The 14,695-nt window shown below is 45.8% G+C and carries 15 protein-coding genes; 10 read left to right on the top strand and 5 right to left on the bottom strand.

The window, feature by feature from the left end:
* The first annotated feature begins 2 nt into the window (after nt 1-2).
* On the top strand, nt 3-1,133 hold the full coding sequence (gene flhB / locus EXZ60_RS06255) for a flagellar biosynthesis protein FlhB (protein ID WP_017045734.1): 1,131 nt from the start codon (nt 3-5) through the stop codon (nt 1,131-1,133).
* A gap of 56 nt (nt 1,134-1,189) precedes the next feature.
* Here flhB and smrB read toward each other — a convergent pair whose 3' ends face one another.
* Entirely contained in the window at nt 1,190-1,720 is a 531-nt protein-coding gene (gene smrB, locus EXZ60_RS06250) for an endonuclease SmrB (protein ID WP_129532664.1), read from the bottom strand.
* A gap of 63 nt (nt 1,721-1,783) precedes the next feature.
* Between smrB and prmB the strand changes: the two genes are divergently transcribed.
* Complete coding sequence (gene prmB / locus EXZ60_RS06245) at nt 1,784-2,716, top strand: 50S ribosomal protein L3 N(5)-glutamine methyltransferase (RefSeq protein ID WP_013856325.1); 933 nt, start codon at nt 1,784-1,786, stop codon at nt 2,714-2,716.
* 184 nt (nt 2,717-2,900) lie between these two features.
* Nucleotides 2,901-3,986, top strand: a complete 1,086-nt coding sequence (gene aroC, locus EXZ60_RS06240) for a chorismate synthase (protein ID WP_026028357.1) — start codon at nt 2,901-2,903, stop codon at nt 3,984-3,986.
* 165 nt (nt 3,987-4,151) lie between these two features.
* On the opposite strand, the gene EXZ60_RS06235 is transcribed toward aroC, so the two are convergent.
* Nucleotides 4,152-4,775 (bottom strand): trimeric intracellular cation channel family protein, encoded by a 624-nt coding sequence (locus tag EXZ60_RS06235; RefSeq protein WP_026027295.1) that lies wholly within the window; start codon nt 4,773-4,775, stop codon nt 4,152-4,154.
* 234 nt (nt 4,776-5,009) lie between these two features.
* Here EXZ60_RS06235 and EXZ60_RS06230 point away from each other — a divergent pair, with 234 nt between their 5' ends.
* From EXZ60_RS06230 to EXZ60_RS06220, 3 genes are all read left to right on the top strand, one after another.
* Nucleotides 5,010-5,540, top strand: coding sequence for an elongation factor P hydroxylase (locus EXZ60_RS06230; protein ID WP_017042731.1), 531 nt, complete (start codon nt 5,010-5,012; stop codon nt 5,538-5,540).
* A gap of 32 nt (nt 5,541-5,572) precedes the next feature.
* Nucleotides 5,573-5,836 carry a YfcL family protein gene (locus EXZ60_RS06225; protein WP_013856329.1) on the top strand — a complete coding sequence of 88 codons (264 nt, stop codon included), beginning with the start codon at nt 5,573-5,575 and terminating at the stop codon, nt 5,834-5,836.
* A 117-nt stretch (nt 5,837-5,953) separates the two neighbouring features.
* The gene (locus EXZ60_RS06220; protein ID WP_026027294.1) at nt 5,954-6,478 is read left to right on the top strand and encodes an NADPH-dependent FMN reductase; all 525 of its coding nucleotides are present in this window, start codon (nt 5,954-5,956) and stop codon (nt 6,476-6,478) included.
* 114 nt (nt 6,479-6,592) lie between these two features.
* Here EXZ60_RS06220 and mnmC read toward each other — a convergent pair whose 3' ends face one another.
* On the bottom strand, nt 6,593-8,620 hold the full coding sequence (gene mnmC / locus EXZ60_RS06215; RefSeq protein WP_277435461.1) for a bifunctional tRNA (5-methylaminomethyl-2-thiouridine)(34)-methyltransferase MnmD/FAD-dependent 5-carboxymethylaminomethyl-2-thiouridine(34) oxidoreductase MnmC: 2,028 nt from the start codon (nt 8,618-8,620) through the stop codon (nt 6,593-6,595).
* Nucleotides 8,621-8,747: 127 nt separating this feature from the next.
* Here mnmC and fabB point away from each other — a divergent pair, with 127 nt between their 5' ends.
* From fabB to EXZ60_RS06200, 3 genes are all read left to right on the top strand, one after another.
* Nucleotides 8,748-9,959, top strand: a complete 1,212-nt coding sequence (gene fabB / locus EXZ60_RS06210) for a beta-ketoacyl-ACP synthase I (RefSeq protein WP_277435460.1) — start codon at nt 8,748-8,750, stop codon at nt 9,957-9,959.
* A gap of 226 nt (nt 9,960-10,185) precedes the next feature.
* Nucleotides 10,186-11,331, top strand: coding sequence for a 4-phosphoerythronate dehydrogenase (locus tag EXZ60_RS06205; RefSeq protein WP_115339192.1), 1,146 nt, complete (start codon nt 10,186-10,188; stop codon nt 11,329-11,331).
* Nucleotides 11,315-12,328, top strand: coding sequence for an aspartate-semialdehyde dehydrogenase (locus EXZ60_RS06200; RefSeq protein ID WP_013856334.1), 1,014 nt, complete (start codon nt 11,315-11,317; stop codon nt 12,326-12,328). The genes EXZ60_RS06205 and EXZ60_RS06200 overlap by 17 nt, the downstream gene beginning before the upstream one ends.
* A 115-nt stretch (nt 12,329-12,443) precedes the next feature.
* On the opposite strand, the gene fcrX is transcribed toward EXZ60_RS06200, so the two are convergent.
* Nucleotides 12,444-12,893: a ferric iron uptake transcriptional regulator FcrX gene (gene fcrX, locus EXZ60_RS06195; RefSeq protein WP_010318689.1), complete on the bottom strand. Its 450-nt coding sequence runs from the start codon at nt 12,891-12,893 to the stop codon at nt 12,444-12,446.
* Nucleotides 12,894-13,107: 214 nt separating this feature from the next.
* Between fcrX and EXZ60_RS06190 the strand changes: the two genes are divergently transcribed.
* Complete coding sequence (locus EXZ60_RS06190) at nt 13,108-13,626, top strand: DUF4442 domain-containing protein (protein WP_010318688.1); 519 nt, start codon at nt 13,108-13,110, stop codon at nt 13,624-13,626.
* On the opposite strand, the gene EXZ60_RS06185 is transcribed toward EXZ60_RS06190, so the two are convergent.
* Nucleotides 13,623-14,507 (bottom strand): LysR family transcriptional regulator, encoded by an 885-nt coding sequence (locus EXZ60_RS06185; protein WP_029388096.1) that lies wholly within the window; start codon nt 14,505-14,507, stop codon nt 13,623-13,625. The genes EXZ60_RS06190 and EXZ60_RS06185 overlap by 4 nt on opposite strands.
* Between the last annotated feature and the right edge of the window lie 188 nt (nt 14,508-14,695).

The raw sequence follows: 14,695 nt of genomic DNA, 5'->3' as shown, positions 1-14,695 counted from the left end.
GTTTGGCAGAGTCAGACGGTCAAGAACGTACCGAAGACGCCACGCCCAAGCGATTGGACGAGGCGCGAAAAAAAGGTCAAGTCGCTCGTTCAAAAGAGTTAGCGTCCGTTTCGGTACTGGTGGTGGGTGCGATTGCATTGATGTGGTTTGGCGAATCGTTAGCCCGAGCCTTGTACGCTTTGATGGGGCGAATCTTCAACTTAAGCCGAGAAGAAGTGTTTGATCTTGGAAAGTTGTTTGATATTGCGGCTGGTTCTCTTGCGACTCTGATATTGCCACTCTCGCTTATCTTAATCACGTTATTTATTGCTGCATTAATTGGCGCGGCTGGCATTGGTGGAATTAACTTTTCTGTCGAAGCTGCGATGCCCAAGCCCTCCAAAATGAACCCGCTCAGTGGCTTAAAACGTATGTTCGGTTTGCAAAGTTGGGTTGAGTTATTTAAGTCCATTTTAAAAGTACTGCTTGTTTCTGGCGTTGCTTTTTATCTGATCAATGTATCGAAAGAAGATCTATTTCAACTGAGCATGGATGTCTATCCACAAAATATTTTCCATGCGCTCGATATTTTGCTCAACTTCGTGTTGCTGATCAGTTGCTCTTTATTGGTCGTGGTCGCCATCGATATCCCATTCCAAATCTGGCAGCACGCTGACCAATTAAAAATGACCAAGCAAGAAGTAAAAGACGAATACAAAGATACGGAAGGAAAACCTGAGGTTAAAGGCCGAATTCGGATGTTGCAGCGTGAAGCGGCCCAGCGGCGGATGATGGCGGAAGTGCCACAAGCGGATGTAATCATCACCAACCCAGAACACTTCTCAGTTGCGCTGCGCTATAAACAAAATACGGATAAAGCACCGATTGTGGTGGCTAAAGGCGTCGATCACATGGCGATGAAAATTCGTGAAGTAGCACGTGCGCATGATATACACATCATCCCCGCACCGCCTTTGGCTCGAGCGCTTTATCACACAACCGATCTTGAACAGGAGATCCCCGACGGGCTTTTCGTGGCGGTCGCGCAGGTACTGGCTTACGTCTTTCAGCTTAAGCAGTATCGTAAACGCGGTGGTCAAAGACCCAAACTCGATGAGAATAACATGCCGATTCCACCGGATTTACGGCATTAATCCTCATCGTTATGCTGGAGCAAAAGCGTTGATGCTGAAGTTAGCGTCAGTTTAAATCACTTATCAGGAATGGAAAGCAGCACCAACACCGCGCCATGCCCGCCAAATTCAAGAGGGGCTTGATGAAACGCCATCACATCAGGATGTTGAGCGAGCCAGAGAGGAACTTTTTGTTTGAGAATGTGTTTACCGATCCCATGTTGGACACAAGCGCAGTGAATATTTTCTTTCACACAATAAGCAACCATCGCCCCGAGCTCTCGTTTCGCTTCTTGCTGTGTCATGCCGTGCATATCCAAAAATACATCCGGCACATAGACGCCACGTCTTAAACGTTTAACTTCATATTTCGACACATCATCACGAGCATAGCGCGTCGGGCCTTCATCGCTGAGTTTTGGTATAAACTCATCGGAAAAATAAAATTCGGTATCGTTGGCTTCCCGCGCAATACGGCGGATTTCTTTTTGTTTGGGGTTTCTGTTTGGCGGCTGGATTATGGTATCCTGTCGCAACTTTTTAACGCCCTTTACTGCATCCCGAAACAAGTCGAAAGCGTCATCGTGTTCGGTCTCTTTTTGGCTCATTGGGTTTGGTCATTTTCTAACAGATCGATATTGGCAGTATTGTAGCGCTTTTCGGAGGCAATTTTGGATAAGATTTTTGTAGAAGAGGCGGTTTCTGAACTTCACACGCTTCAAGATATGATTCGTTGGACGGTCAGTCGTTTTAATGCCGCCAACTTATTTTATGGTCATGGGACCGATAATGCGTGGGATGAAGCCGTTCAGCTAATCCTACCGACACTCTATCTTCCGATTGATGTTCCTCCGCATGTACTGAATTCTCGTTTAACAGGCAGCGAACGTCTGCGTATTGTTGAACGGGTGATTAAGCGCATTAATGAACGTACTCCTATCGCCTATTTAACCAATAAAGCGTGGTTCTGTGGCCTTGAGTTTTATGTGGATGAGCGAGTACTGGTGCCACGTTCACCGATTGGCGAATTGATTGAAGCGCAGTTCCAACCTTGGTTGATCGACGAGCCTGTACGCATTATGGATTTGTGTACTGGCAGCGGTTGCATCGCCATTGCGTGCGCCCACGCGTTCCCTGATGCTGAAGTGGATGCGATTGATATCTCAACCGACGCACTGCAAGTGGCAGAGCAAAATATTCAAGATCACGGTATGGAGCAACAAGTTTTCCCGATCCGTTCCGATCTATTCCGTGATTTGCCAAAAGAGAAATATGACCTAATCGTGTCGAATCCACCGTATGTGGATCAAGAAGATATGAATAGTTTGCCCAAAGAGTTCAAACACGAACCAGAACTCGGCTTAGCCGCCGGTACCGATGGTTTGAAATTGGTGCGTCGTATTTTGGCCAATGCGGCGGGGTATCTCACCGATAACGGTATTTTGATCTGTGAAGTGGGCAATTCGATGGTGCATATGATGAACCAATACGACCACATTCCGTTTACTTGGCTTGAGTTTGAAAATGGCGGGCATGGCGTATTCATGCTGACTCGCCAGCAGTTGGTTGATTGCGCTAGCGACTTTGCGCTTTATATCGACTAATGCCGTACGCATAAGAAAAACGCCAGCCACAGTGCTGGCGTTTTTTTATCCATTAGAAAAATACACATTGCTTTATTTTGGGGCTTTACATCATTTCGTAATAAAGCCACTATGAATCCACGAACAATAGAATGAAGCGGTGATAGGGAGCATGTCGCTCTGTGTCATCAATATTGAGGAAGTAATGGCAGGAAACAGTATCGGACAACATTTTCGAGTGATGACATTCGGAGAAAGTCACGGTATCGCACTAGGATGTATCGTCGACGGATGCCCTCCGGGCTTAGAAATTACAGAAGCTGACTTACAGATAGACCTAGATCGTCGCCGTCCTGGCACATCTCGCTATACAACGCAGCGCCGTGAAGCGGATGAAGTCAAAATTCTTTCTGGTGTATTTGAGGGGAAAACCACAGGTACATCGATTGGTCTATTAATTGAAAATACCGACCAACGTTCAACCGATTATTCAGACATTAAAGACAAGTTTCGCCCCGGTCATGCCGATTATACCTACCATCAAAAATATGGCATTCGTGACTATCGTGGTGGTGGCCGTTCATCAGCACGTGAGACAGCGATGCGAGTGGCAGCGGGAGCCATTGCGAAGAAATATCTCAAACAAGAATTTGGGGTTGAAATTCGCGCTTACTTGTCACAAATGGGTGATGTTTGTATCGATAAAGTGGATTGGAATGAAATTGAGAATAACGCCTTTTTCTGTCCAGATGCAGACAAAGTGGCGGCATTCGACCAGTTGATCCGTGATTTGAAAAAAGAAGGTGATTCGATCGGTGCAAAGATTCAAGTTGTCGCGACCAACCTGCCTGTTGGTTTAGGTGAGCCGGTATTTGATCGTCTAGATGCGGATATTGCGCATGCTTTGATGAGCATTAATGCGGTGAAAGGGGTAGAGATTGGTGACGGTTTTGATGTCGTGCAGCAAAAAGGCAGCCAGCATCGAGATCCTCTAACACCGAACGGCTTTCGCTCAAATCATGCCGGCGGTATTTTAGGCGGTATTTCGACTGGGCAAGATATTGTTGCCAGTATTGCGCTTAAACCCACGTCAAGTATTACAGTACCCGGCGATACCATTACTCGCACGGGTGAACCCACACAACTTATCACGAAAGGTCGCCATGATCCTTGCGTTGGTATTCGCGCTGTGCCCATTGCCGAAGCAATGCTGGCGATTGTGTTGATGGACCACTTACTTCGTCATCGCGGGCAGAATTTTGCGGTTCAAACCGAAACGCCTAAAATCTAATCCAGCATAACCGAATTAAAATGAAAAGCGCCCTTCTTGTTAGGGCGCTTTTGTTTAACCAATTTTCTGTTTAGCCAATTTCCGCGGCTGAATGAATCTTTTATCGAAACAAGTCAGCTAACTAACCAAATATCTAACATCGGAATATCTAACATCGGATTATGGCTAATGAATCTGATTTTCAGCATCAAGCTGGAAAGAAGGCAAACGCCATTTAAAACGCACTGCCGCCATACGCAATAAATAACCCACAATAAGCGTTACTATCGTGCTGGTGACATCATTGATGCCGAATGCGAGTAAGGTTAAATAAAGCCCTGAAGCGACTAATGAAACCGAAGCGTAGAGTTCTTCATGTAGTACCAGTGGCGTTTGTCTGCAGATTAAATCGCGTAATAACCCACCAAACACCCCAGTGACCAACGCAGAAACCATACAAATACCGGGATGCAAACCCATGCCCATTGCGACTTTTGTGCCTATGATACTGAACACAATTAGCCCCAATGCATCTAAACGAATGAACAACCCTTTGAGTTTGATTACCCATTTAGCTAAGCCTGTGGTGAGAACGCCTGCGATACAGGTAATGGCTAAAAACTCCGGATTCTTCACCCAACCTAGCGGATAATGGCCGAGTAAAATATCCCTCACCGTACCGCCTCCAATCGCAGTGGCACTCGCTACTAACATCACACCGAACCAATCCATTTTTCGACGGCCTGCACTCAATGCGCCAGTCATCGCTTCGGCAGTAATACCAATAATATATAAAACACTGAGCAACATAATGCGGTACTCCGACAGCACTTCCTTAGGTATATAAGAACCGAGAAAGCGGTTGAACTTAAAAATGGAGGCGCAAGTGTAGTAGTAAAGTCAGGCGATGGCGAATGAGATTTTATGCCAAGAAACCGTTTGACCGATTAATAAAACTAATGAAGTGGGGCGATTGAATGGCTTTACCTGACTACAGAAAAATAAGAGAATGCGTTGAGAAATTTTTGCCTGCATGACTGAGCGATGACACATCAATACCAAGACTTGATCTCCCTGTTCAATGACACTTTTTTTGAGCCATTCAATACGCGTTTAGAGCTCGGTGGTGATGAGCCGATTTACTTGCCTGCTGATGCGCAAATCAATCATCACCGCATCATTTTCGCACGAGGCTTCTTTGCCTCGGCACTGCACGAAATCGCGCATTGGTGTGTCGCCGGCCCTGAACGACGATTGATGGAAGATTTTGGCTATTGGTATCAACCAGACGGGCGAACCGCGCAAGTTCAAGCCGAATTTGAAAAAGTAGAGGTTCGCCCTCAAGCGTATGAGTGGATTTTATCGGTCAGTGCTGGCTTTCCTTTTACTGTGAGTTGTGACAACCTACACGGCGCTTTTGAACCAGACCGTATCGCCTTTATGACTCAGGTACATCGTGAGGTAGTCGCTATCTTACAGGTTGGACTTCCACCCCGAGTGAAGATGCTGTCAGATGCATTACGTGCTTTTTATGGTACGACAGAATTAAGGCTAGAGCACTTTATTATCAGGTAACTAGCTAAATAATAAGAGAAAATGAGAGTTGTATGATTATTGGATTTGAAGAAAAACTGCTGGAAATGATTGATGCACGTATTGCGACGGCATCGGACGATGAATTGTTTGCGGGTGGTTATTTGCGAGGTCATATTTCTTTGTCTGCAGCCGCGTGTGAAGATGAAGGAATTGACGATCTATCTCTGTTTAAAGCACGAATTGAGCAAAGCCTAGAGCAAGCGCGCACAGAGCTGACGCCTGCCGACCGCGTGATTGTGTTCGATTTATGGACCGAGCTTCACAACCAAGCTTAAGATGAGCACACTTAACTCATTCGAATTCTTTGAATGAGTCCGTAAAATTTTTATGGTTGTTGTTAATTTGTGCGATCGCTATGCTTAAGCCATATTCGAACACACAAGGGCAACACCATGAAAGTCATCGCATTTGGAGCATCAAACAGCTCAACTTCAATCAATAAAGCATTGGCCACTTACACCGCTCACCTCATCGAAGGTGCAGACGTGGTGGTGCTTGATATTAACAACTATACCGTTCCTATGTTTAGCGAAGATCTTGAAAAAGAGCTTGGTCAAGCCGAAGGCGCTCAAGCTTTTCTGCGTGATCTTGCTCAAGCGGATGCGTTTGTTATCTCTTTTGCTGAGCATAATGGTCACTACCCAGCGGCGTACAAAAATTTATTTGACTGGGCAACACGCATTGACCGTGAACTATTCAAAGGTAAACCTGCTGTTTACCTAGCCAGCTCTCCTGGTCCTGGTGGCGCGCAATCGGTTTTGGCGGCGGCAAATAATTCTGCTCCTTATTTTGGTGGTAATGTAAAAGCGTCTGTCTCGGTACCGAGTTTTTATGACAATTTTGACTTGGCCACGGGTCAAGTGACTAACCCAGAAGTGGCTGCACAATTGAAAGACGCGGTTGCGAAGCTCGTATAGTTTTCTTGTCTCGTTTTAAATTCGTCTCACGTTAAGTTTCACGCCTTTTCGCGTGAAAAAGTGAGCATTAAAAAAGCCTTGCTGGATAAGCAAGGCTTTTTTCTATGATGGGTTTTATCGAGGAGTACGTTCGGTGATGGCTTTGCCTTTTTTGAGTTTTCTCACCCACATTCGACTTGGATGAAGCGTTTCGAGTACATCAACAGCAAGTGGTAGCGGATCGCCACTCATTTGTGAAGCCAGTAACTCAGCCATTAATGGCGCAGAACTTAGCCCTCGCGATCCTAGCCCGAGCATGCAGTACAAATGAGGATAGTGAGCCACAGATGGAGTCTGTTGCGGATCTTGGGACGGTAACGGCTGGTAGTCGAGCTTGATCTGTTCAAAGTTGCCCACATTCCCGACAAACGGCAAATGATCGCGGCTGACACAGCGAACGCCTTGGCGAGATTGATTGCTAGATGTATCGACTTGCTGTGTCCAGTTTTGGTCGTTAATACAACGGGTTAAGCGTTGTCCATTCTCTTGCTGCGCCGCCGCATCGAATGCTTGGTTGATTTGACTTCGGTCATAGCTTGCGCCAATGCAGTGCTGTTGAGTGTTGGGGTTGTGCGGTGTCATATAGCCGTCGTAACACAACACGCTGCTCAGCTTTTGCAATGTTTCTGAGGTTGGAATATGGCTTACTTGTCCTTTCACTTTGCCAAGTGGCAACGCTTGTGTTTGCTCGAAATGGTCAAATTGATGACCGTTTGCAATGACCACACACTGATGGTGCTTTTCGTTACCATTAATACTTAATGTCCACTGCCGCTGTATTTCATCCCAGTGCAAAGACTCCACCTCGTGATTGAAATAGGCGTTGAATCGCTCACTTTGGCTTAATTGGTCAAACAGGCCTTGTGTCAGTTGAGCAGGGCAAAGCCATCCTCCGAGTGGGTAATGTAAGCTGACCATGTCAGTCGGTAAGCCGACGTTTTGTAACGTTGCTTGTTGATCGCAGTAGTGCATTAGCTGAGGGTTAAATTTCCCTTCAAGCATCGCCATCTGTTTTTGGGTCGATTTTTCATCCCACATCAATTGGGTCACACCACACCAATCATGATCAAAAGGGACGGTTTGCGCCATTTGCTCAACAAATTGCCGAGCAAACAGAAAAGCGGGCGCAAAAACACGCGATACACCACTGTGGTTTTTATTCAGCAGTGGGTAAACCGCACCTTGTCGGTTACCTGAAGCACCTTGAGCGGCCTGAGGATCGGCGCAATACAGGCTGACATTGATACCGCGGCGATTGAGCATTTTAGCTAATGTGGCACTAGCAATGCCGCCGCCGATGATCGCCACGTCGGTAATATTGGTTGTCGGCGCAATCGCAAACCAAGGTTTTATATTGCTGTACGGCGTTTTGTGTTCCAGTTGACCAGCAATCATCTCTCTTTTGGTGCCAAAGCCTTTCACTTTTTTCATCGAAAAGCCTGCTTCTATCAATCCGCGTCGTACAAAACCTGCGGCGGTAAAAGTGGCGCACGTGGCTTTGTGTTTCGCCAGTTTGGCCATATTCTCAAACAGCGTTTGATTCCACATTTCAGGGTTTTTACTGGGAGCAAAACCATCCAAAAACCATGCGTCTACCACGCCTTGCTCGGTTGTGGGAACTTGCGGCATACACTCTTTGATATCACCGAACCAAAGATCAAGGGTAATGGCACCATCATCAAGAACAATGCGATGACATTCTGGTACTGCAATCGGGTAGTGTTGTTGAAGCTTTTTCGCATAAGTCGCTAATTCAGGCCACGCTTGGTGCGCTGTTATCAAGTCGTGTTTATTGAGCGGATATTTTTCAAAACTGATAAAATGCAGCGCTTGCAATGGCGCATTTGGGTTTTGTTGCCTAAACGCATCAAATTCTTGCCATACAGCGAGAAAATTTAACCCAGTGCCAAACCCCGTTTCGGCAATGACGAATCGTTTTTGGTCATATTGGTGCCATCTTTGTGGTATATGATTTTGGGAAAGAAACACGTAACGCGTCTCTTCTAGGCCGTTAACGTTGGAAAAGTAAACGTCATCGAATTGGTCGGAAACGGGTGTGCCCGCTTCATTCCAACCCAGTGTTGCGTTGGTTATGCTGGTCATAATGGTGTAATTCTGTGAAATCGGGCGATATATAGCTCGAGATTGTACGAATTTCTGGGAAAGCTGACCACTTTTGTTATTCTTCTTAGTTATTATCTAAGCGAATTTTGAATTATAGGAATGTCACATGAAACGAGTCGTAATCACCGGTATGGGTATTGTTTCAAGTATCGGTAACAACGTCGAAGAAGTTTTAGCGTCTCTAAAAGCAGGCAAATCAGGTATTACCGCTTCTGAGCAGTTCAAAGAGAACGGTTTACGCTCTCAAGTGTGGGGTAACCTGAAAATGAACCCTGCTGACCATATTGATCGCAAACAGATGCGTTTTATGGGTGATGCGGCCGCGTTTGCATACCTATCAATGGAACAAGCGATTGCTGACTCAGGTTTAGCACCAGAGCAGGTCTCTAATGACCGCACTGGTATTGTGGCTGGTTCTGGCGGTGCGTCGTCGTATAACCAAGTTATTGCTGTCGACACATTGCGCACAAAAGGCGTGAAGCGCGTTGGTCCTTACATGGTTCCACGTACTATGTCTTCGACTGTTTCAGCCTGTCTTGCTACGCCATTTAAAATCCGTGGCGTCAACTACACCATGAGCTCCGCTTGTGCGACGTCGGCTCACTGTATTGGTCACGCAATGGAACTTATCCAATTGGGTAAGCAAGATGTTGTGTTTGCAGGTGGTGGTGAAGAGCTCGATTGGTCTTTAACTATGATGTTTGATGCAATGGGTGCGCTGTCAACTAAGTACAACGAAACACCAGAAAAAGCGTCACGTACTTACGATGCTGACCGCGATGGTTTCGTGATTTCAGGCGGCGGCGGCATGGTTGTGGTTGAAGAGCTTGAGCATGCACTGGCTCGCGGCGCAAAAATTTACGGTGAAATCGTCGGTTACGGCGCGACATCCGATGGCTACGACATGGTGGCTCCATCAGGTGAAGGCGCTGTGCGTTGCATGAAGATGGCAATGCAAGCGGTAGATAGTGTGGATTATGTCAATACACATGGTACTTCCACACCTGTCGGTGATGTAAAAGAGTTGGGTGCCATTCAAGAAGTGTTCGCTGGCAACAGCCCAGCTATCTCGGCGACAAAAGCAATGACTGGCCACGCATTGGGTGCGGCAGGTGTGCATGAAGCCATCTACTCTACCTTGATGCTTCACCACGGCTTTATCGCGCCAAGCATCAACATTGACAATTTAGATCCAGCGGCTGATGGCCTTGATATTGTGACCGAAATGCGCGAGCAAGAGCTAACTACTGTGATGTCTAACAGCTTTGGTTTTGGCGGTACGAACGCGACGCTAGTGATCAAAAAGTATCAAGGCTAATGCGCCTACACACCTCTAATAAAAAGGTTTCCAGAGCGGGTCAGCTTAGCTGATCGAACAGACGCAGACTCTGTCCCATGGAGAGCGGGACGGGATCCTTTTGTTCTGGGTTTTTGCCCGGTTTCCGTGAGGAGCCGGGCATTTTTATGGAAAGCGGGATTTCTTCTCGACAGTCTGTGCGCTTTTCTGCACAATTCCTTCAATTTCGAAAATTGTGAACTCCGCTATGAAAATCCTTATTGATGAAAACATGCCTTATGCTGAATCGTTATTTAGCCAGCTTGGTGAGGTGGTGTTGAAACCCGGTAGAAGCTTAACGGCTGATGATCTTATCGACGTTGACGCCTTGATGATTCGTTCTGTTACGAAAGTAAATCAAGCATTATTAGCGAAAGCCAATAAATTAAAGTTTGTTGGTACGGCGACGGCAGGTATGGACCACGTTGATCAAGCGCTTTTGGCTGAAAGAGGCATCTTTTTTACTGCCGCACCGGGGTGTAATAAGGTGGGAGTGGCTGAGTATGTTTTCAGTGTATTGATGGTGCTAGCGCAGCAGCATGGTTTTTCTGCCTTAGAGAAAACCGTTGGCATTATTGGTGCTGGTCAAGTCGGCAGCTATTTAGCCGAGTGTTTAGCGGGGATTGGCATTAATGTGCTGCTCAACGATCCCCCAAAACAAGCACAAGGTGATTGCCGCGAGTTTACTCATCTTGATGTTTTACTTGATAAAGCGGATGTCATTACGCTGCATACACCCATTACTAAAAGTGGTGAATGGCCGACTCATCACTTGATTGATGAAGTTCGACTTGCACAGTTGCGCAGTGATCAGATCTTGATCAACGCGGCTCGTGGCCCTGTGGTGGATAACCAAGCGCTGAAACAACGCCTACAGAAAAATGATGGTTTTATTGCCGCTTTAGACGTGTTTGAATTTGAACCTGAAGTGGATATGGAACTGCTGCCTTTGCTCGCCTTTGCGACGCCGCATGTGGCTGGCTATGGGTTAGAAGGTAAAGCCCGAGGCACGACCATGATTTTCAATAGTTTTTGTGAGTATCTTGGCGATGACCATTGCGCGAATGCCAGTAGTTTATTACCCGAGACCCCCATTGCCAAAGTGTATTTATCACGCGGTTGGGATGAAGAAACATTACGCAGTTTAACCCAATTGATTTATGACGTACGCAAAGATGACGCCTTGTTTCGCCGTGAAATTGGCAAACCAGGTGCTTTTGATCAAATGCGTAAACTTTATTGGGATAGAAGAGAATATAGCGCGATGACTGTCGTCGGTAGTGAGTCGTGTGATCTCACTCCCTTAGCTAAATTAGGTTTTAAAACAGAGGTAACAAATGAGCCAAGAATTTAATATCGCTATTTTAGGAGCAACCGGCGCGGTTGGTGAAACCATGCTTGAAGTGCTCAAAGATCGCAAATTCCCCGTTGGTGAACTTTACCTACTTGCCAGTGAGCGTAGTGAAGGTAAATTCTACCGCTTCAATGGTAAGACCATACAAGTACAAAATGTTGAAGATTTCGATTGGTCACAAGTTCAGATTGCACTGTTTTCCGCTGGTGGTGAATTGTCCGCAAAATGGGCACCTATTGCCACAGAAGAAGGCGTGGTAGTCATCGATAACACCTCACATTTCCGCTATGAGTACGATATCCCACTTGTTGTGCCTGAAGTGAACCCTGAAGCGATTGCGGATTTCCGTAACCGCAATATTATTGCGAACCCAAACTGCTCAACCATCCAAATGTTGGTGGCGTTAAAGCCGATTCACGACGCTGTGGGTATCGAGCGAATTAACGTATCAACTTATCAGTCCGTTTCAGGAGCTGGGAAGTCAGGCATTGATGAGTTGGCGGGACAAACCGCAAGGCTGTTAAACGGTGTTTCGGCCGATCCTGATGTGTTTAGCCAGCAAATTGCGTTTAACTGCATCCCACAAATCGACCAGTTTATGGATAATGGTTACACCAAGGAAGAGATGAAAATGGTGTGGGAAACGCAAAAAATATTCAATGACTCAACCATTATGGTCAACCCAACTTGTGTACGCGTGCCAGTTTTTTACGGCCATGCTGAGTCACTGCATATTGAAACACGCTTACCGATTGATGCTGAGCAAGTTATTGAGTTATTAGAGAAAACTGAAGGTATTGAAGTATTCAGCGGGAATGATTTCCCCACGCAAGTTCGCGATGCGGGAGGGAAGGATACGGTTCTTGTAGGGCGTATTCGCAACGATATCAGTCACCACAGTGGCATTAACATGTGGGTAGTGGCAGATAACGTGAGAAAAGGCGCTGCAACAAATGCGGTACAAATTGCGGAAGTGTTGATTCGAGATTATTTCTAATTAATACCTAGTAAAAAGGAGTGGCTTACCACTCCTTTCTCTCTACACAAAAAAGCCGAGTGATTGATTCACCCGGCTTTTTTATTATCGTCCAGCTCAAGGCTGAGAATGATGGCTATCTTTTTGACTTGTGCGCGTTAGGGTTCTGCTTACAACTGCCGTCGGCACATTTACCATATAGATAAAGGCTGTGATTGGTGAGCTGTACATTATATTGCTCAGCAATCTCTCTTTGGCGTTGTTCGATCACCTCATCTGAAAACTCAATCACTTCACCACAATCTAAGCACACTAAGTGGTCGTGGTGGTGTTGTGTTGAAAGTTCAAAAACGGATTTTCCACCTTCAAAATGGTGACGAGTGACAATACCCGCATCATCAAATTGGTTTAATACTCGATAAACAGTCGCAAGACCGATTTCTTCACCAAGATCAATCAATTTCTTATACAGTTCTTCAGCGCTGATATGTTGGCATTCAGGCTGCTGTAGCACTTCTAAAATTTTTAGCCTAGGAAGGGTAACTTTAAGACCTGCATCCTTGAGCGCTTGGTTATTATCTGACATACACTTTCCTGTTGATGATCTGCAGCAGTTAACAGAATTCATAATTGCGATCATTATAGGGGAGTCACTGCTAACAATAAACCACGAAGTTCAAAGGGTTACTTTATATTTGTCACAAAGCCGCGCAATATCACTGATATAACAGCTCTTACCAGTTACAATTGCGTAACATTTATTAGTGATTGAGTCGATAGGTTTAAAAGGTGAGCACGGAATGAATCACTCTTTAGCAAGATTTTATAAGCCAAATATTGTTAAGTGGGCGTTAAATAGCTGGCCTCCTTTTTGGGGAGCTGGTATCCACATTGATGAAATTAGTAGCGACTTCCGTCAGGTGAAAATGCGCCTAAAGCTGCGGTGGTGGAACAAAAATGCCAATCGCACTCAGTATGGTGGCAGCATTTTCTCTCTTACTGACCCTGTTTACTCGTTGATGTTAATGGGGATTTTGGGTGAGCAATATTACGTATGGGACAAAGAGGCCAGCATCAACTTTATCAAACCGGGCCATTCTGATTTGTATGCGGAGTTTCTGATAACGCAAGACCAACTGGATTCAATCTTAGTGAGCACGGCCAATGGGGATAAATGCTTTCCGGAATTTGTTATCCATGTTAAGGATGCCAAAGGCGAAGTGGTCTCTGAAGTGCAACGTAAATTGTACGTGCGCAAAAAACCTAAATATAGAGAAGAGAGTGATGCAGACAAAATGGTTACTTTTTGTGATCGCTAAGGCTGTTCGTTCTGCATTTGGCACAGCTCAATCCAAGCTTCGGCGGTGCGAGAAACGTACCGTTCCGCGTGCCATATTAATCCTAAGTGCCAATCAATACTGGGTGTCATCGGTTTGACTAAGACGCCTTCTCCTTGAATTCGTCGACAAAGTGGTTCGGGTAGAAAGGCAACGCCTACGCCACTTTTGACCAACGCGACTAAAAAATCCCATTGGCTACTGCGCGCTGCAACTTGTGGTGTAAATCCGTGTTGTAGGCAGAATGAGTGGATGTAGTCACTCAGCGTAAAATCATGGGTATAGAGGTAAAATGGCTCATTTTGTAGTTGCTCCCAACCGATAGCTTCTTGCTGCTTCCAAGGGGATGTATCAGGGAGTACGGCGCAAATGGGGTAACTGTCTAAGGAGAGTGACCGCAGATTATCAATCGGATGAGGCGAAAGCATGGTGACGGCTACGTCAATTTCGCCATTGAGGATAGCTTGCTCTATTTTACGTCCGCCATACTCAACGATGGTGAGCTCTACATGAGGGTAGGTTTGACGGTATTGGCGGATCAGACCTGCGTAAAGGTGTCCAACCATTGGTGGAATTCCGAGATGCAGTTGTCCCCGCTTTACCTGATTGAGATCGACCAGCTCGGCTTCTAACTGAGACATCTGCGCTAAGATCTCTAGCGCTCTTTGATAGACAACCTCTCCTGCATCGGTAAGCCAGAAACGTCGACCTTCACGATGTAATAGTGGCTGTTCAATTTCCTGCTCTAAACTGCGGATCATCTTACTGATGGTGGGCTGGGTAACGAACAGTTGCTCGGATGCGCGGGTAAAGCTTTGTTGATTGACCAATTCAACAAAATAGCGCAGTGCTTTAATATCCATAATATCTCCTTTTATCATTCCATTTTGGCATGAAAATGATAATAAAAAGTCATTTTACGATTAATGCCGATCAGTTAAGGCCAAAGTGATCGGTTGAACGATCCTTCAGAGCTGTCAAAATCCAAGTGTATTTAATGCACTTGGATTTTTTTATGGATGTTTCTCAAGCTCTAAACATAATTAATGAT

It is taken from the genome of Vibrio sp. 1151_11 (assembly GCF_029478525.1).
GTDB lineage: Bacteria > Pseudomonadota > Gammaproteobacteria > Enterobacterales > Vibrionaceae > Vibrio > Vibrio anguillarum.
This window is presented reverse-complemented; position numbering and strand designations above follow the sequence as displayed.

Coding starts and splice junctions, on each gene's coding strand:
- EXZ60_RS06185 (WP_029388096.1), bottom strand. CDS start 14,507: ATGGATATTAAAGCACTGCGCTATTTTGTTGAATTGGTCAATCAACAA.
- aroC (WP_026028357.1), top strand. CDS start 2,901: ATGGCAGGAAACAGTATCGGACAACATTTTCGAGTGATGACATTCGGA.
- fcrX (WP_010318689.1), bottom strand. CDS start 12,893: ATGTCAGATAATAACCAAGCGCTCAAGGATGCAGGTCTTAAAGTTACC.
- EXZ60_RS06235 (WP_026027295.1), bottom strand. CDS start 4,775: ATGTTGCTCAGTGTTTTATATATTATTGGTATTACTGCCGAAGCGATG.
- smrB (WP_129532664.1), bottom strand. CDS start 1,720: ATGAGCCAAAAAGAGACCGAACACGATGACGCTTTCGACTTGTTTCGG.
- EXZ60_RS06220 (WP_026027294.1), top strand. CDS start 5,954: ATGAAAGTCATCGCATTTGGAGCATCAAACAGCTCAACTTCAATCAAT.
- EXZ60_RS06230 (WP_017042731.1), top strand. CDS start 5,010: ATGACACATCAATACCAAGACTTGATCTCCCTGTTCAATGACACTTTT.
- EXZ60_RS06205 (WP_115339192.1), top strand. CDS start 10,186: ATGAAAATCCTTATTGATGAAAACATGCCTTATGCTGAATCGTTATTT.
- fabB (WP_277435460.1), top strand. CDS start 8,748: ATGAAACGAGTCGTAATCACCGGTATGGGTATTGTTTCAAGTATCGGT.
- EXZ60_RS06190 (WP_010318688.1), top strand. CDS start 13,108: ATGAATCACTCTTTAGCAAGATTTTATAAGCCAAATATTGTTAAGTGG.
- EXZ60_RS06200 (WP_013856334.1), top strand. CDS start 11,315: ATGAGCCAAGAATTTAATATCGCTATTTTAGGAGCAACCGGCGCGGTT.
- mnmC (WP_277435461.1), bottom strand. CDS start 8,620: ATGACCAGCATAACCAACGCAACACTGGGTTGGAATGAAGCGGGCACA.
- EXZ60_RS06225 (WP_013856329.1), top strand. CDS start 5,573: ATGATTATTGGATTTGAAGAAAAACTGCTGGAAATGATTGATGCACGT.